This is a genomic window from Ectopseudomonas oleovorans, from assembly GCF_029845265.1.
GTDB lineage: Bacteria > Pseudomonadota > Gammaproteobacteria > Pseudomonadales > Pseudomonadaceae > Aquipseudomonas > Aquipseudomonas oleovorans.
In genome coordinates, this window is the sequence record NZ_JAOCLK010000022.1 from 37,217 (window position 1) to 54,218 (window position 17,002).

Genomic DNA, 17,002 nt, shown 5'->3' on the forward strand with positions numbered 1-17,002 from the left:
GAGTATTTCCTTACGTGAAGTCTTGGTCTGCAGCCCACTGCGGGCACGGCGCCTCATCGATACGCACCTTGCAGTGCGGCGGTACGCGCTCGAAAAGCGCCAGCATGTCGGCGTTACGCAAACGAATGCAGCCATGGGACAACGGCGTCCCCATGGGTTCCGTATCCGGTGTGCCATGCAGATAAATGTAACGGCGAAAGGTATCGACCTCGCCCAGGCGATTGCGCCCCGGCTCAAGACCGCTTAGCCAGAGAATACGGGTGAGAATCCAGTCGCGGCCAGGAAACTGCTCGTGCAGCTCAGGTGACCACACCTCCCCTGTCCAGCGACGACCGCGCAATACGGCGGCCAGAGGCAAACCTGCGCCGATCTTCGCGCGTACCTGATGCAGCCCGCGCGGCGTACAGCCTGAACCGTTAAGTTCACCCACCCCATTGAACGCCGTGGAGACAGGCAAGTTCAGCAGCAGCCGCCCAGCACGAAAGCCGTAAAGCGCCTGGTCGGCAATGGAGATATGGAGTAAATCGAGATCGGACATGGGCCGCTAGCTTAGCAGGCCGCAGGGCGAAGCCAAGCCCACCTGCCGTCGGGTCAAACCTTGGGCGCGGCGCTTGGTGTCTTGCTGCGCGGTTTGAGTTGCGCGCCAGCCAAGGCGGGGTCGGCAACCCCAGTCTCAGAACGCATGCCTGCAGCCAGGAACGGCACCATCATGCGCATCACCTGCTCGATCGAGGTGTTGACGCCGAAATCGGTCTCGGCCATCGCCCGCAGCGCCTTGATACCGGACATACTGAACGCAGCGGCGCCGAGCATGAAGTGCACGCGCCAGAACAGCTCAAGCGGCGGAATGCGCGGCGCAGCCTCATGCACCAGCAGCATGTAACGACGGAAAACCTTGCCGTAGACCTCTTCCAAGTACTTGCGCAGGTGTCCCTGACTCTGACTGAAGGCCAAACCGAGCAGGCGCATGAAGATGGACAGGTCATTGCCGCTGCGCGGCTTAACGGCCAGGGCCTGCTCGACCAGCAATTCGAGCAGCTCTTCCAGGGAAACCTGGGTTTCGGACTTGGCCTGACGGCGATCAAGTTCCTTTTCCAGACTGGCACAGAACGGCCCGAGGAAACGCGAGAAGACCGCCTGAATCAGCGCCTTCTTCGAACCGAAGTGGTAATTGACGGCAGCCAGGTTGACCCCGGCCTTGCTGGTGATAAGACGCAGGGATGTCTCGGCGAAGCCTTTTTCCGCGAACAGCTGTTCCGCAGCATCGAGAATGCGTTCAACGGTTTCCGACTGAGCCATGAGTGATCACCTGACAAACACTTGTTTGAAACATACGTTTCATCCCACTGAATTGTCAAGCCGCATGAGCCGTCTTTTGGCCGGCTGGTCACAGCTTACAACAAGCAGAGACGCAGATTACCCGGCATGGGTAACAAGCCGGACGGCAGTCATTCAAAAAATGGACATTGCCAAGACTCGCTTACTGTATATAATTCCAGTCACTGTATAAAAAGACAGAGCCCAGCCATGCTGAAACTGACGCCACGCCAAGCCGAGATTCTCGCCTTCATCAAACGCTGCCTGGAAGACAACGGCTACCCACCCACCCGCGCGGAAATCGCTCAGGAACTGGGGTTCAAATCGCCCAACGCCGCAGAAGAGCACCTCAAGGCCCTCGCCCGCAAGGGGGCTATCGAGATGACTCCAGGCGCTTCACGCGGCATTCGCATTCCCGGCTTCGAGGCAGGTGCCGCGAACGAGGATGCGGGCCTCCCGGTAATCGGCCGTGTCGCCGCCGGCGCACCAATCCTTGCGCAGCAACATGTCGAGGAATCCTGCCAGATCAATCCGGCGTTCTTTCAGCCCAAAGCCGACTATCTACTGCGTGTACGCGGCATGAGCATGAAAGACATCGGCATCTTCGATGGCGATCTGCTCGCTGTGCACACCACCCGTGAAGCCCGCAACGGCCAGATTGTCGTCGCCCGCATCGACGATGAAGTGACGGTCAAACGCTTCAAGCGCGAGGGCAACAAGGTCTGGCTGATTGCCGAAAATCCTGAGTTTGCCCCGATCGAAGTGGATCTGGAACACCAGGATCTGGTCATCGAAGGTTTGAGCGTCGGTGTAATCCGCCGCTGAGGAGACACCATGTACGTGCAGCAGTGGTTCGAGCGCCCACAACTTCCCCTTTTCGACGCCTTTCTTGCCGGAACGTCGAGCGAGCCACGGTTAGCGACCAATGACATCTCTCGTAGCGAGGATAATCAGGCGTTCAGCGAACTGGCCCTGCGTGGCGCTGCCGGTCACTGCCTGCACTTGCTGGCCCCGATTCTACGCGAGCTGAGCGAGAACCAGGATGCGCGCTGGCTGACCCTGGTGGCACCGCCAGCCAGCCTTACGCAAAGCTGGCTGCGCGAAGCTGGCCTGAACCGTGAGCGTATTCTCCTGCTGCATCCACGGCAGGGGCAGAATGCCCTGGCACTGGCGGAAGAAGCCCTGAAGCTTGGGCGCAGCCATACCGTGATCAGCTGGCTGCATCCGGTCGAGAACAGCACTCGCCAGCGCCTTGCGCAGGCCGCCAATGCCGGTGGGGCGCAAAGCCTGAATATCAGCCTGGGCTAAAGATCCACAAACGCAAACGGGGCTCCATTGGAGCCCCGTTTGCGTTAAGCCGTAGCGGTTTCAGTGCAGAACGCGCGAGCCTTCTTCTTCGCCACTGAAATCACCCTCGGCCATTCGGCCAGCCATCTGCACGCCGACATTGAGCATGGCCTTGGCCACCTCGATGTGCTGCCCCTGCAGAAAAGCCTTGGCATCAGCGGAGAAGTCCAGAGTCACCAGCGCCTCTTCATCCTCTGCGCGACGCAGGGCAATACGCCCATCGGGCAGTTCGACGATTTCCAGGAAGGATGTTGGCATGGCTCAGTCTCTGTGTAAAAACACGACATTGTAACAGCCAGCCGGGATCATCCCCAGCCCACTGGTCCAGTTAAACCCAATCAGCACTCGCTCAGGCCTTCGCGGAAACGCAGCACCAGCGCCTTGAGCTGCTGCCGCCAGGCATCGACATCATCGATGCTCAGCTCGGCCGGCTCCTCGCCAACACTGACGGCGGTGATCAACGGCATGGACGGATCGACCTTGGCCTTGCGCTCCTCACGCGGCGGCTGGAACAACGCAGCATAGGCCGCCAGCAACTCGGCCAGCCAGGTTTCGCGCTGCTGCGCCAATTCGACCAACTCGGCCAACTCAGGGCTGGGCGAGCCGTCGAGCACCGCCTGCTGTACGAATGACTCGACACGCGAAGGCGTAACGTCGTTCATGCGGTAATAGCCGGCAATCTCATGACACAGCCCGAGCAGTCCACCGTACAGGTGAAACAGCGCGGCTTCTCGCTCGGCCTGCACCAGCGCCTGCACATTGAACGCGGAGGACGCTTCGGCCTTGCGCCAGTTATCCAGGGCAATACCGGCGAAGAAAATCTTCTGGTTGGTACGGGTATAGATTTCTTTGGCCATTACGGCGACCTCCACAGCAGATCGGGTCATGATACGCGCGTCAGCCCTGCCTGACGCGCATCTCGTCAGGCATTCAGGGCGCCGCAGTTACGCCGCCTGGCCGACGCGCGGCAGATCGTGACCAAACGCTAGCGCTTGTCCTCGACCTTCCATTTGCCGCCATCGTAGAACGCGCGCCAGCCGGTGGGTTTGCCATCGACCTCGGACTGCACGTACTGCTCCTTGGTCTTGCGGCTGTAGCGAATCACCGCTGGACGACCATCCGGATCCTTCTGCGGGGCATCGCAGAGGAAGTGGTACTTGGGGTCGATCTCATGCTTGTGCGGGACGATCTCCAGCACCAGCGGCGCACGCGTCTCGCGGTTCTTGGGGAACTGGCTGGCAGCGAGGAACAGGCCCGATGCGCCGTCGCGCAGCACGTAAGTGTCGTCCACCTTCTCGCACTTGAGCTCGGGCATATCCACCTTGTCCATCTTCGGCGGCGCCGCTTCACCGTTCTTGAGCAACTTGCGGGTGTTCTTGCAGCTGGCATTGGTGCAACCGAAGAACTTGCCGAAACGACCGGTCTTGAGCTGCATCTGACTACCGCACTTGTCACACTCCAGGCTCGGGCCTTCGTAGCCCTTGATGCGGTACTGACCCTGCTCGATCTCGTAGCCCGTGCAATCGGGGTTGTTGCCGCAGATGTGCAGCTTGCGGGTTTCATCCAGCAGATAGGCATCCATGGCCGTGGCGCAGATCGGGCAGCGATGCTTGCCGAGCAACACACGGGACTCGGACTCACCCTCGTCATCCGCGGCAATCTCATCGCCCGGCACCAGGTTGATGGTGGCCTTGCAGCGTTCTTTCGGCGGCAGCGCATAGCCGGAGCAGCCGAGGAAAACACCAGTGGAGGCGGTACGAATCATCATCGGCCGGCCGCACTCACGGCACGGGATGTCGGTCAGGGTCGGCTGGTTGGCACGCATGCCGCCCTCGCCCGCTTCGGCCGCTTCGAGCTTCTTCTTGAAGTCGCCGTAGAACTCGTCGAGCAGGTGCTTCCAGTCGCGCTCACCCTGGGCCACATCGTCGAGGTGCTCTTCCATGGTGGCGGTGAAGCTGTAATCCATCAGGTTGGCGAAGCTCTCGTCGAGACGCTCGGTGACGATGTCGCCCATCTTCTCGGCATAGAAGCGACGGTTGTGCACCGTGACGTAGCCGCGATCCTGGATGGTGGAAATGATTGCCGCGTAGGTGGACGGACGGCCGATACCGCGCTTTTCCAGCTCCTTGACTAGGCTGGCTTCGGAGTAGCGTGCCGGCGGCTTGGTGAAGTGCTGGCTGGGGTCGAGCTGGATCAGCTTGAGGCCCTCGCCTTCCTTCATTTCCGGCAGGACATCGTCCTCGCCGGGCTTGCTCTGCTGAGGCAGCACACGGGTGTAACCGTCGAACTTGAGGATACGGCCCTTGGCGCGCAGCTCGAAATCACCAGCGGCAACGGTAACGCTGGTGGACAGGTACTCGGCCGGCGGCATCTGGCAGGCGACGAACTGACGCCAGATCAGGTCATACAGACGCTCGGCATCACGCTCCATGCCGGACAGCTGGGTCGGGCGCAGATTGACGTCGGACGGACGAATCGCTTCGTGCGCCTCCTGGGCGCCTTCCTTGCTCGAATACAGGTTGGGCTTGCCCGGCAGGTACTTGTCGCCGTACTCGCTGCCGATGAAGCCACGCACCATCTCTACCGCGTCGTTCGACAGGTTGGTCGAGTCGGTACGCATATAGGTGATGTAGCCAGCCTCGTAGAGACGCTGGGCCATCATCATGGTTTTCTTCACCCCGAAGCCCAGGCGGTTGCTTGCTGCCTGCTGCAGGGTGGAGGTGATGAAGGGAGCCGACGGCTTGCTGCTGGTCGGACGATCTTCACGCTTGACCACGCTGTAGCTGGAAGCCTTGAGCTTCTCCAGCGCGGCCATGGCCTGGGCTTCGTTGACCGGTTTGAAGGCAGCACCACCTTCACGCACCACCTCGAAACGCACCTTGGCGTTCTTCGCAGTACCGAGGTCGGCATGCACTTCCCAGTATTCTTCCGGAACGAAGGCACGAATTTCCTTTTCGCGCTCGACCACCAGCTTCACCGCCACCGATTGCACGCGACCGGCAGACAGGCCGCGGGCAATCTTCGCCCACAGCAGCGGCGAGACCATATAGCCCACCACCCGGTCAAGGAAGCGCCGTGCCTGCTGGGCGTTAACGCGGTTGATGTCCAGCTCGCCCGGCTTGGAGAAGGCTTCCTGAATCGCCTTCTTGGTGATCTCGTTGAACACCACGCGCTTGTAGCGGCTGTCATCACCACCGATGGATTCGCGCAGGTGCCAGGCAATGGCTTCCCCTTCACGATCCAAGTCGGTTGCGAGATAGATGGTGTCGGCATCCTTGGCCAGGCGGCGCAGCTCTTCGATCACCTTTTCCTTGCCGGGCAGGATCTCGTACTTGGCTTTCCAGCCGTGCTCAGGATCGACGCCCATGCGAGCGAACAGCTGACGCTTGGCCTTTTCCTTGGGCGACAGTGCCGGCGCCTCGGCGGCGGCCTTGCCGCGCTTGGCAGGCTCCTTGGTGGCACTTGCCGAGCCGCTGGTAGGCAGGTCACGGATGTGGCCGATGCTCGACTTCACCACGTACTGGCTGCCCAGATACTTGTTGATGGTCTTGGCCTTGGCCGGGGATTCCACGATGACCAGCGATTTGCCCATGGATCAGAAAATTCCTGAATTGCGAAATATAGAAGGCACGAAGCCGGAGGTGTTTACAAAGCAGCGAGCGAAGGTCAGGCAAGGCGAAAACAGTCGAAAAAGCGCGGTGTACGAGCTGTACATGAGCATTTTGAGGCTGGTTTCAACGCAGCATGGCCGAGAGCAGCAATTTGTAGACGCCCTCTAAGGCCCCGCTATATATAGTGGCGACCAAGTGAAGGTCAAGCGCAGGGAGCTGCGCAGTCAGACTTGCGAAGCGCCGATGGGGCTGACTTCGGCCTGAATCAAAGCAAAGCGTGGAACGTGCTCGCCGTCCACTTCGATCTCTTCACAGAACATGCTCAGCGGCCTTACCCACAAGCCAAACTCGCCGTACAGCGCCTGGTAGACGACCACCTCTTCCTCGCTCTCGGAATGGCGCGCCACACCGAATACTCGGTACTGCGGGCCTTTGTAGTGACGATAGAGTCCTGGCTGCAACTGCATGAGCGGTTCCCGAAATAAAAAGTCGTAAAAAAACAAAACCGGGGCACAGGGCCCCGGTTTCTGTCCACTAACGCTTAAACGCGCTCGAAGACGGTGGTGATGCCTTGGCCAAGGCCCACGCACATGGTGGAAACACCCAAGGTGCCGCCGTTCTGCTTCATGACGTTGAGCAGGGTACCGGAGATACGGGCACCGGAACAACCGAAGGGGTGACCCAGGGCGATCGCGCCGCCGTGCAGGTTGACCTTCTCTTCCATCTTGTCGAGCAGCTTGAGGTCCTTCAGCACAGGCAGGGCCTGGGCGGCGAAGGCTTCGTTGAGCTCGACGAAATCGATGTCAGCCATGCTCAGACCAGCACGCTTGAGCGCCTTCTGAGTGGACGGCACCGGGCCGTAACCCATGATCGCCGGATCGACACCGGCTACGGCCATGGCGCGAACCACGGCCATCGGCTGGATACCCAAGTCCTGAGCACGCTGGGCGCTCATGACGATCATGCAGGAAGCACCGTCGGTGATCTGCGAGGACGTACCTGCAGTCACGGTGCCGCCTTTCGGGTTGAACGCAGGCTTCAATGCAGCCAGGCTTTCCAAGGTGGTTTCCGGACGAATGGTTTCGTCGAAATCGTACATTTTCAGGAAACCGTTCTCGTCGTAGCCTTGCATCGGGATGATTTCATCCTTGAACTTGCCTTCGACGGTGGCCTTGTGCGCCAGACGGTGCGAACGCTCACCAAAGGCGTCCTGCTGCTCGCGGCTGATGCCGTGCATCTTGCCCAGCATCTCTGCGGTCAGGCCCATCATGCCGGACGCCTTGGCGGCGTACAGCGACAGATGCGGGTTCGGATCGACGCCGTGCATCATGCCGACGTGGCCCATGTGTTCCACACCACCGACGACGAACACGTCGCCGTTGCCGGTCTGGATCGCCTGCACGGCAGTGTGCAGGGCGCTCATCGACGAGCCGCACAGGCGGCTGACGGTCTGGCCGGCACTGGTGTGCGGGATCTGGGTCATCAGCGACGCCATGCGCGCAATGTTCCAGCCCTGCTCCAGGGTCTGGTTGACGCAGCCCCAGATCACGTCCTCGACTTCGGCCGGATCGACCTTGGCGTTACGCTCCAGCAGCTTGCTGATCAGGTGCGCGGACATGGTCTCGGCGCGGGTGTTGCGGTGCATGCCGCCCTTGGAACGACCCATCGGGGTACGACCGAAGTCGACGATCACTGCATCTCTAGGATTCAGGCTCATATTTCTACTCTCGCTCTGTTCGCTGCACAGTTAACCGAAGAACTTCTGGCCCTTGGCGGCCATTTCGCGAAGTTTTGCGGTCGGGTGGTACAGGGCGCCCAGCTCGGCATACTTGTCAGCCAGGGCGACGAATTCAGCAACACCGATGGAGTCGATGTAGCGCAGCGCACCGCCACGGAAGGGAGGGAAGCCGATACCGTAGATCAGGCCCATGTCGGCCTCGGCTGCGGTGTCGACGATGCCGTCTTCCAGGCAACGAACGGTTTCCATGCACAGCGGGATCATCATGAAGTTGATGATGTCCTCGTCGGTGACTTCACGCTCTTCGACCACGATGGACTTGAGCAGCTCGTAAGCAGCCGGGTCGGTGACCTTCTTCGGCTTGCCGCGCTTGTCGGTCTCGTAGGCATAGAAGCCCTTGCCGTTCTTCTGACCCAGGCGATTGGCGTCGTACATCACGTCGACGGCAGTCTTGCCTTCGACAGCCATACGGTCCGGGAAGCCTTCGGCCATCACGTCACGGCCGTGGTGGCCAGTGTCGATGCCGACCACGTCGGAGAGGTAAGCCGGGCCCATGGGCCAGCCGAACTTCTCCATCACCTTGTCGATACGCACGAAGTCGACGCCGAAGCCCAGGAGCTTGGAGAAGCCGCCGAAGTACGGGAACAGTACGCGGTTGACCAGGAAGCCGGGACAATCGTTGACCACGATCGGGTTCTTGCCCATCTTCTTGGCGTAGGCAACGGTGGTGGCCACGGCCACTTCGCTGGACTTCTCGCCACGGATGACTTCCACCAGCGGCATCATGTGCACCGGGTTGAAGAAGTGCATGCCGACGAAGTTTTCCGGACGCTTGAGCGCCTGGGCCAGCAGGGAGATGGAGATGGTCGAGGTGTTGGAGGCCAGGATGGCGTCTTCACGCACCGCATCTTCCACCTCGGCCAGCACGATCTGCTTGACCTTGGGGTTCTCGACCACGGCTTCGACGACGATGTCGACGTTGCCAAAATCACCGTAGGACATGGTCGGACGGATGGCGTTGAGCGCTTCGGCCATCTTCGCCGGGGTCATGCGGCCTTTCTCGACACGCTTGCCGAGCAGCTTGGAAGCCTCGTTCAAGCCCATCTGGATACCCTCTTCACGGATATCCTTCATCAGGATCGGGGTGCCCTTGGAGGCCGACTGGTAGGCGATGCCGCCACCCATGATGCCGGCGCCGAGTACGGCGGCCAGTTTCACGTCGCGAGCGATCTCGTCGTGGTGCTTGGCTTTCTTCTTCAGTTCCTGATCGTTGAGGAACAGACCGATCAGGCTCTCGGCAACCGAGGTCTTGGCCAGCTTGACGAAGCCGGTGGCCTCGACTTCCAGCGCCTTGTCACGACCGAAGTTGGCGGCTTTCTGAATGGTCTTGATCGCCTCGACCGGAGCCGGGTAGTTCGGGCCGGCCTGGCCAGCGACGAAGCCCTTGGCGGTCTCGAAGCACATCATCTGCTCGATGGCGTTGAGCTTGAGCTTTTCCAGCTTGGGCTGACGCTTGGCCTTGTAGTCCAGCTCGCCGGAGATGGCGCGCTTGACCAGATCCAGCGCGGCGGCCTGCAGCTTGTCTGCACTGACCACGGCATCGACGGCGCCCACTTTCAGGGCGTCTTCGGCACGGTTTTCCTTGCCCGAAGCGATCCACTCCACGGCGTTATCGGTACCGATCACGCGCGGCAGGCGCACGGTGCCGCCGAAGCCTGGGTAGATGCCCAGTTTGACTTCCGGCAGGCCGATCTTGGCACTGGCGCTCATCACGCGATAGTCAGCGGCCAGGCACATCTCGAAACCGCCACCCAGGGCGATGCCGTTGATGGCGACGACGGTCGGCACGGCGAGGTCTTCGAAATCACTGAAGATCTTGTTGGCTTCCAGGTTGCCAGCCACCAGCTCTGCGTCGGGCAGTTTGAAGTTGTCGACGAACTCGGTGATATCGGCGCCGACGATGAACACGTCCTTGCCACTGGTGACAATCACGCCCTTGATCGAACCGTCAGCCTTGATCGCGTCGACGGAGGCGCGCAGCTCGTTGAGGGTAAGACGGTTGAATTTGTTGACGGACTCACCCTTGAGGTCGAACTTCAATTCGACGATGCCGCTCTCAAGAGCCTTAACCGTGATGGCTTTACCTTCGTAAATCATCAACTGATCTCCACGGTATGGAAGCTGAACAGTACACATCGGAGCCAACCGGCAGGCCAGCCCGCGGCAGCGCCGCACGAGCATAGCCCCAATCGGTACGACACACCCACCGACGCGATATTCGGGCTGCATATGGCGCGCCTAACAAGGCAAACGCTCAATTCATACGCCCGTTTGATTTGGGTGTGCACACCTTCAGGGAAAAGCCTGCACTTGTCAATTGGCCTCTTTTCGTCGATTTCCCGACGATTTCTGCAGGCCTGGTCATTCGTGGCCTCCAGCCGGTTCCGATAAACAGCGTCAATAACGCACCATTGCGAGGGTTTTCCTGCTTGGTATAGACACGCCGAGGCGCCTAGCCAAATCGCCGCGCTGCGGGTACAGTCGTCTCACTTTCAGCTGGCACAGCGCCACCTGAGGGCAACACAAAAACAAATCGAGCCCCACGATGGGCCACACGGAGTCGCCAATGTCGAGCCGCCGTTCGCTTGCATTTCCCCTGAGCGCCCTGCTCCTTTTCGTCTTCACGTCGCTCTCCTCCACCTTGCTCAGCGCTGCGCCAGCCGATGATCTGCTGCGTCTGCACCAGCTGCGCCTGGCAACCCAGAAAAGTCTGGGCGACTTCTACATGTATAACGGCATGGAAGGCGATCAGCGCTACGCACGAATGATTAGCGAGTCCCTTCAGGAAGGCCAATCGCACCTGGACGGCCTGGGCGAAATGCCCGGCGATGCAAGCAAGGCGCTACGCGCGCAGCTGCAAACCAATTGGCAAAGTTACCGCAGCGGGCTCCAGGCACTGATGGAAGCCATGCGCAGCCAGGGTTTCACCGACCTGCAACCCGTCGCCGATCTGGCTGAGAACAACCAACGCATCATGGCCATTGGTCAGGAGCTATATCAGAAGATTCAGCAAGAAAGCGGTTTCAGCGTACCGCAGCTGACGCAGAAGAGCCGTGAGCAGAGCCTGCTGATGCAGAATATCGCTCTGGACTACGCTTCACGCAGTGCCTCGGTCGGCGCCAGCTTCTTCGGCGGCGGCGAAGAACGCGCCATCGACGAGCTTGCTGGCGAATTCGCCAGCAAGCTGAACAACCTCAGCGCCGCCCAGCAGAACACCCCGGAGATCAATGCGGCCCTGAACTCCATCGGCACCAAATGGCGTTACATCGAGAAATCCCTGCGCAACTACAACGAAAACACCGTACCTTTCCTGATCAGCAAGTATTCCGACAGCATCATCGAAGGCCTGGAAGCCGTTGCCGCCCAGTACGCCACCAGCCAACACTGATGCTCCATGTTTCCGGCCTGCCTGGCCCAACTCTTGCCCGGTGCTAGCACCGGGCTTTTCTTTGCCTTTTTCACGACCAGTCGCCCTATCCCACACAATGGGGCCATACTTGAGACAGAGCCATTTGCCCCCCTTTAAGGAGGATTTCACCATGCCCTACCAGCACATTCTGGTCGCCGTCGACCTGACCGAGGAATGCGACCCTGTCGTGACACGTGCGCAGAAGCTGGCGAAGGCCAGTGGCGCCAAGATGTCTCTGGTGCATATCGTCGAACCGATGGCCATGGCCTTCGGTGGTGATGTGCCGATGGATCTGTCGATGCTGCAGCAACAACAGTTCGAGCAGGCACGCGAGCGCCTGGACAGCTTTACCGGCAAGTACCCGGAACTCACCGCTGATCAGCGTCACCTGGCCTACGGGCAACCGCGCCAGGAAATTCACCGACTGGCCGAAGAACAGGGTTGCGACCTGATCGTGGTCGGCAGCCACGGCCGCCACGGCCTGGCGCTGTTGCTGGGCTCGACTGCCAATGACGTACTGCACGGCGCGCCCTGCGATGTACTCGCAGTGCGCCTGAAGAAAGGCGAAAAAGGCGCTTGAGATCGCGTCGCGGCTGAAGCCCCTCCCACGGGCAGAGCCAACGCGGCTACTGTGGGAGGGGCTTCAGCCGCGAGCTTGTTGGCTTCGGCCCTACTCGAACGAATCGCCCGCACTCATGACCAGCGGGCGAATCTTCTGCAGCTGGGTTTCCAGCGACACCGTCATGCTCGATGACATCGAGAAGAAGGTGAGGAAGGCCTTGAGGTTGGAGTCGCCTTCACAGGTGTCGTGAATGCGCTGCCAGAAAGCCTGATTGACCAGCTTCAGTTGCTGGAACAGGCGCACCAGCCCTTTCAGCTCCCAATCGGCCAGACGCCCCTCGCGCATGTTGAAATACTGCCGCGTCAGGTACAGCGATACCGCGCGCAGGATGAATTCCTGATTGTTGGCAAAGGGCAGATGGTGCTGCGCCATGGGTTTCAGGCGCGCCAGCACCGGACAGGCGCTGGTGGCCATGATGACCCCGAGCAGCGCACGCAGGCCCTCCTCCAGGCCGACCTGCTTGGTGTACTCACGCTCAGGTGTGCGCACCCAGACGCTGGCCTTCTTGAAGGCTGGCAGGCCACGAAAATCCTCGATCACCCGATGCAGATCGACCGCTGCCGGACAATGGCTGAACTGCTCGCGACTCAGCGGACAATTGCTGCATTGCTGATGTTCAAGGCGCGTCCAGGCGGGGGCCTGTTGCGCCTGGACGGGGTCATATTCGCGGTTCAGCTCGATCCGGTAGCTGAACTGATGATTGTCGTCGAGAGTAATACGGTACTCGATGGCCATTGCCCGTTCGTTCCTTCGTCAGCCTTCCAGCTCTGCCCAGCGCTCGAGCAACTCGTCCATTTCCTTCTGCAAGCCCTCGAGACGCGCCAATACTTCCGTGGTGACCTGCACCGGCTGCTGATAGAAGGCAGGATCGGATACCTGCTCCTGTACCGCGGCCATTTCCTGCTCCAGGGCATCGATCTGCCCGGGAATCGCTTCCAGCTCGCGCTGTAGCTTGTAGCTTAGTTTCTTCTTCGCCGGTTCGACGCTCTCTTGCACGGGAGCCACTGCGGCCGGGGCCGGCGCTTCGACGATGGCCGTGGCCAGTTCGGCCTTGCCGGACTTGCTTTCACCCACACCGAGCAGGCGCGGTGAGCCGCCCTGGCGCAGCCAATCCTGATAGCCGCCGACGTACTCGCGCACCTTGCCTTCACCCTCGAACACCAGGGTGCTGGTGACCACGTTGTCGAGGAAGGCACGGTCGTGGCTGACCATCAGCACGGTGCCAGGGAAGTTGAGCAGTACTTCTTCGAGCAGTTCCAGGGTTTCTACGTCCAGGTCGTTGGTCGGTTCGTCGAGCACCAGCAGGTTGGCCGGCTTGCTGAACAACTTGGCGAGCAACAGTCGTGCCCGTTCGCCGCCCGATAGCGCTTTGACGGGCGTACGGGCGCGTTGCGGGCTGAACAGGAAGTCGCCCAGATAGCTCAGTACATGACGGCTCTGGCCGTCGATAGTGATGAAATCGCGGCCTTCGGCGACGTTGTCGATTACCGTCTTCTCCGGCTCGAGCTGGTGACGTAATTGGTCGAAATACGCCACTTCCAGTTTGGTGCCGACCTCGATCTTGCCGCTGCTCGGTTGCAGGTCGCTGAGTAACAGCTTGAGCAGAGTGGTCTTGCCGGTACCGTTGGCGCCAAGCAGGCCGATACGGTCGCCACGCTGCAGGACCATGGAGAAATCCTTGACCAGGAAGGGTCCGCCGGCATGGGCGAAACTGATGTTCTCCGCCACCATCACCTGCTTGCCGGACTTGTCCGCAGTATCGAGCTGGATACTCGCCTTGCCCTGGCGCTCGCGTCGCTCGCTGCGTTCCGCACGCATCGCCTTGAGCGCACGTACACGCCCTTCGTTACGGGTGCGACGGGCCTTGATACCCTGACGAATCCACACCTCTTCCTGGGCCAGGCGCTTGTCGAACAGCGCATTGGCGGTTTCCTCGGCAGCCAGTTGCTGCTCCTTGTGCACCAGGAAGCTGGCGTAGTCGCCGTTCCAGTCAATCAGGCCGCCACGGTCCAGTTCGAGGATGCGCGTAGCCAGGTTCTGCAGGAAGGAGCGGTCGTGGGTAATGAACAGCACGGCGCCGCCAAAGTCTTTCAGCGCCTCTTCCAGCCAGGCGATGGCGCCGATGTCCAGGTGGTTGGTCGGCTCATCGAGCAGCAGCAGATCCGGCTCGGACACCAGTGCCTGCGCCAGCAGCACACGGCGGCGCCAGCCGCCGGAGAGCTCGGCCAGGGTCTTGTCGGCCGGCAACTGCAGGCGGCTCAGGGTGCTGTCGACCAGTTGCTGCAGACGCCAGCCGTCTTTGGCTTCCAGCTCCTGCTGCACGTGCATCAGCTGCTCGAGGTCGTCGTCGCCATGAATGTTCTGCGCCAGATGATGATAACGCGCCAGCAACTCGCCAACGCCGGCCAGGCCTTCGGCAACCACGTCGAACACCGTACGCTCGTCGGCACGCGGCAGCTCCTGCGGCAACTCGCCGATCTTCAGCCCTGGGGCGCGCCAGATTTCACCGTCGTCGGGCATCTGGTCGCCCTTGACCAGACGCAGCATGCTCGATTTGCCGGTGCCGTTGCGGCCGATGATGCACACCCGCTCGCCCCGCGCGATCTGCCAGGACACTCCATCGAGCAGGGGCATGGCGCCATAGGCGAGGGATACGTCGGCAAACTTGAGCAGGGTCATGGGCATCTCCAGAAACAGGGGGCGCATTCTACCCGAGTTGCCAGCCGGCTGTTGCCGTTTCCACAGACGCAACAGGTGTCGCCCCTGCTCATCATCTGGCGCAGGCAAAGCGCATCTTTGCTACATGTGTCCATCTGGCCCGACGGCATTCACCACGCACCGATGAAGCGCTAAGCTAGAGCAATGCAACGACACGGACCGTGTTGCCCCATACCTCTGCTTCTCCTGGAAATGCCATGCGCAGTCGCTTTCTCTCTGTAGTTTCCTGTCTGATTCTTACCGCCACCGCTGTCGCCAGTGTCGAAGCTGCCAGCCTCACCCAGCAGCGCCAGTACTATGATGAGGCCAAGCGGGCCTTGGCCAAGGGCGACAGCGGCCCTTATCGCCAGTACGCCAGCGCGCTACGCGATTACCCACTGACGCCTTATCTGGCCTATGACGAGCTGACCAACCGGCTCAAGTCGGCCAGCAATGCCGAGATCGAGAAATTTCTCGCCGAACATGGCGACCTGCCCCAGGCCAGCTGGATGAAACTGCGCTGGTTGCGCTGGCTGGCCGAGCGTGGCGACTGGAAGCCCTTCCTCGATCACTACGATGCCAAGCTCAACTTCACCGAGCTGGACTGCCTCTACGGCCAATACCAGCTCAGCCACGGCCTGACCGCCGAAGGCAACGCCACTGCCGAGAAGCTCTGGCTGGTCGGCAAATCCCAACCCAACGCCTGTGACCCACTGTTCGAGCGCTGGGCCGCCAATGGCCAGCTCACCGAGCAGCGTCGCTGGCAGCGCACCAAGCTGGCGGTGGAAAGCGGCAACTACGGCCTGGCCAACTTCCTGATCAAAGGCATGCCAACGCTCGGCGAGCGCGGCAAGCTGATGGTGGAAGTGGCGCAGAAGCCGCAACTGCTGAAGAACACCGCGCGCTTTGCCCCCGCCGATGACGCCATGAGCGACGTGGTCGGCCTCGGCTTGCGTCGCCTGGCTCGGCAGAGCCCGGAAGATGCCCTGGCTCTGCTCGACGGCTACGCCCAACGCATGAAGTTCTCCGCCGACGAGCAGGTCGCCATCGCCCGGCAGATCGGCCTGCGCCTGGCACAACGCTTCGACCTGCGCGGTCTGCAGGTGATGGCCAAGTACGACCCGCAACTGCGTGACAACACCGTCAGCGAATGGCGTGCGCGTCTGCTGCTGCGTCACGGCCGCTGGGAAGAGGCCTACCAGCTGACCCAGAACATGCCGTCCGACCTGGCCAGCAGCAACCGCTGGCGTTACTGGAATGCGCGCAGCCTGCAATTGGCACAACCCAACAGCCAGCAACCGGCGGTGCTGTTCCAGGCACTGGCCAAGGAGCGTGATTTCTATGGCTTCATGGCCGCCGATCAGGTCAAGGCGCCTTACGCCCTGAATAACCAGCCGCTGGCTCTCGATCCCAAGGTGGTGCAGAAGGTACGCAATACCGCCGGTATCAAGCGCGCCATGGAGTTCCATGCACGCGGCCAGATCGTCGATGGGCGCCGTGAGTGGTACCACGTCAGCCGCCTGTTCAGCCGTGACGAACTGGTGGCCCAGGCGCGCCTGGCCTATGAAATGGAGTGGTACTTCCCGGCCATCCGCACCATCAGCCAGGCCCAGTACTGGGACGACCTGGAAGTGCGCTTCCCCATGGCCCATCGCAACGAGTTGGTACGCGAAGCCAAGCGCCGTGACCTGCATTCGAGCTGGGTGTTTGCCATTACCCGCCAGGAAAGCGCGTTCATGGCCGACGCCCGCTCCCACGCCGGCGCCATGGGCCTGATGCAACTGATGCCGGCCACTGCCAAGGAAACCGCGCGCAAGTTCGGCATTCCCCTGGCTTCACCGCAGCAGGTACTCAACCCGGACACCAATATCCAGCTGGGCGCTGCGTACCTGAGCCAGGTATATGGCCAGTTCAACGGCAACCGCGTACTTGCGTCGGCCGCCTATAACGCCGGCCCCGGCCGCGTGCGCCAGTGGCTGCGCGGCGCCAATCACCTCAGTTATGACGTCTGGGTGGAGAACATCCCGTTCGACGAGACCCGCCAGTACGTGCAGAACGTGCTGTCCTACTCGGTGATCTACGGCCAGAAGCTCAACGCACCGCACCCACTGGTGGCGTGGAACGAGCGTTACTTCGACGATCAGTAAAACTGCGTTAAGTGTTGGGGATTGGTGCAAAGACCCGTAGGGTGGGCCGGGCGG

Annotated in this window: 16 protein-coding genes; 6 read left to right on the forward strand and 10 right to left on the reverse strand. The window is 61.1% G+C overall.

Annotation, left to right across the window (positions count from 1 at the left end; all coding sequences use genetic code 11):
* Positions 1–10: 10 nt before the first annotated feature.
* Both N5J71_RS12905 and N5J71_RS12910 read right to left on the reverse strand, forming a co-directional pair.
* The gene (locus tag N5J71_RS12905) at positions 11–538 is read right to left on the reverse strand and encodes a L,D-transpeptidase (RefSeq protein ID WP_279916979.1); all 528 of its coding nucleotides are present in this window, start codon (positions 536–538) and stop codon (positions 11–13) included.
* Positions 539–591: 53 nt separating this feature from the next.
* Positions 592–1,299 carry a TetR/AcrR family transcriptional regulator gene (locus tag N5J71_RS12910; protein ID WP_003462062.1) on the reverse strand — a complete coding sequence of 236 codons (708 nt, stop codon included), beginning with the start codon at positions 1,297–1,299 and terminating at the stop codon, positions 592–594.
* 228 nt (positions 1,300–1,527) lie between these two features.
* On the opposite strand from N5J71_RS12910, the gene lexA reads away from it, so the two are divergent.
* Both lexA and sulA read left to right on the forward strand, forming a co-directional pair.
* Complete coding sequence (gene lexA, locus N5J71_RS12915; RefSeq protein ID WP_021488554.1) at positions 1,528–2,142, forward strand: transcriptional repressor LexA; 615 nt, start codon at positions 1,528–1,530, stop codon at positions 2,140–2,142.
* Between the two features lie 9 nt (positions 2,143–2,151).
* A complete protein-coding gene (sulA, locus tag N5J71_RS12920; RefSeq protein WP_084341490.1) occupies positions 2,152–2,625 on the forward strand; it encodes an SOS-induced cell division inhibitor SulA in 474 nt (157 codons plus the stop codon).
* A 60-nt stretch (positions 2,626–2,685) separates the two neighbouring features.
* On the opposite strand, the gene N5J71_RS12925 is transcribed toward sulA, so the two are convergent.
* The 3 genes from N5J71_RS12925 to topA all read right to left on the reverse strand — a co-directional run bounded on the left by N5J71_RS12925 (position 2,686) and on the right by topA (position 6,256).
* Complete coding sequence (locus N5J71_RS12925; protein WP_003462072.1) at positions 2,686–2,922, reverse strand: hypothetical protein; 237 nt, start codon at positions 2,920–2,922, stop codon at positions 2,686–2,688.
* An 80-nt stretch (positions 2,923–3,002) separates the two neighbouring features.
* A complete protein-coding gene (locus tag N5J71_RS12930) occupies positions 3,003–3,521 on the reverse strand; it encodes a DUF6586 family protein (RefSeq protein WP_279916991.1) in 519 nt (172 codons plus the stop codon).
* Between the two features lie 128 nt (positions 3,522–3,649).
* A complete protein-coding gene (topA, locus tag N5J71_RS12935; RefSeq protein WP_003462075.1) occupies positions 3,650–6,256 on the reverse strand; it encodes a type I DNA topoisomerase in 2,607 nt (868 codons plus the stop codon).
* Here topA and N5J71_RS12940 point away from each other — a divergent pair.
* Complete coding sequence (locus tag N5J71_RS12940; protein ID WP_125874558.1) at positions 6,237–6,443, forward strand: hypothetical protein; 207 nt, start codon at positions 6,237–6,239, stop codon at positions 6,441–6,443. The two genes, topA and N5J71_RS12940, sit on opposite strands and share 20 nt — an antisense overlap.
* Positions 6,444–6,499: 56 nt before the next feature.
* On the opposite strand, the gene N5J71_RS12945 is transcribed toward N5J71_RS12940, so the two are convergent.
* The 3 genes from N5J71_RS12945 to fadB form a co-directional block, all read right to left on the reverse strand.
* A complete protein-coding gene (locus N5J71_RS12945) occupies positions 6,500–6,742 on the reverse strand; it encodes a DUF1653 domain-containing protein (protein ID WP_003462076.1) in 243 nt (80 codons plus the stop codon).
* A 74-nt stretch (positions 6,743–6,816) separates the two neighbouring features.
* Entirely contained in the window at positions 6,817–7,992 is a 1,176-nt protein-coding gene (gene fadA, locus N5J71_RS12950; RefSeq protein ID WP_003462077.1) for an acetyl-CoA C-acyltransferase FadA, read from the reverse strand.
* Between the two features lie 30 nt (positions 7,993–8,022).
* Positions 8,023–10,170, reverse strand: coding sequence for a fatty acid oxidation complex subunit alpha FadB (fadB, locus tag N5J71_RS12955; RefSeq protein WP_017677652.1), 2,148 nt, complete (start codon positions 10,168–10,170; stop codon positions 8,023–8,025).
* A gap of 469 nt (positions 10,171–10,639) precedes the next feature.
* On the opposite strand from fadB, the gene N5J71_RS12960 reads away from it, so the two are divergent.
* Together N5J71_RS12960 and N5J71_RS12965 are read left to right on the forward strand one after the other, a co-directional pair.
* On the forward strand, positions 10,640–11,461 hold the full coding sequence (locus N5J71_RS12960; protein WP_279916980.1) for a hypothetical protein: 822 nt from the start codon (positions 10,640–10,642) through the stop codon (positions 11,459–11,461).
* 151 nt (positions 11,462–11,612) lie between these two features.
* On the forward strand, positions 11,613–12,062 hold the full coding sequence (locus N5J71_RS12965; protein WP_017677654.1) for a universal stress protein: 450 nt from the start codon (positions 11,613–11,615) through the stop codon (positions 12,060–12,062).
* A 90-nt stretch (positions 12,063–12,152) separates the two neighbouring features.
* On the opposite strand, the gene N5J71_RS12970 is transcribed toward N5J71_RS12965, so the two are convergent.
* Together N5J71_RS12970 and N5J71_RS12975 are read right to left on the reverse strand one after the other, a co-directional pair.
* Complete coding sequence (locus N5J71_RS12970; RefSeq protein ID WP_003462081.1) at positions 12,153–12,839, reverse strand: DUF6901 family protein; 687 nt, start codon at positions 12,837–12,839, stop codon at positions 12,153–12,155.
* An 18-nt stretch (positions 12,840–12,857) separates the two neighbouring features.
* Complete coding sequence (locus N5J71_RS12975; protein WP_279916982.1) at positions 12,858–14,783, reverse strand: ATP-binding cassette domain-containing protein; 1,926 nt, start codon at positions 14,781–14,783, stop codon at positions 12,858–12,860.
* A 236-nt stretch (positions 14,784–15,019) separates the two neighbouring features.
* Here N5J71_RS12975 and N5J71_RS12980 point away from each other — a divergent pair, with 236 nt between their 5' ends.
* A complete protein-coding gene (locus N5J71_RS12980) occupies positions 15,020–16,948 on the forward strand; it encodes a transglycosylase SLT domain-containing protein (protein ID WP_279916983.1) in 1,929 nt (642 codons plus the stop codon).
* The last annotated feature ends 54 nt before the right edge of the window (positions 16,949–17,002 follow it).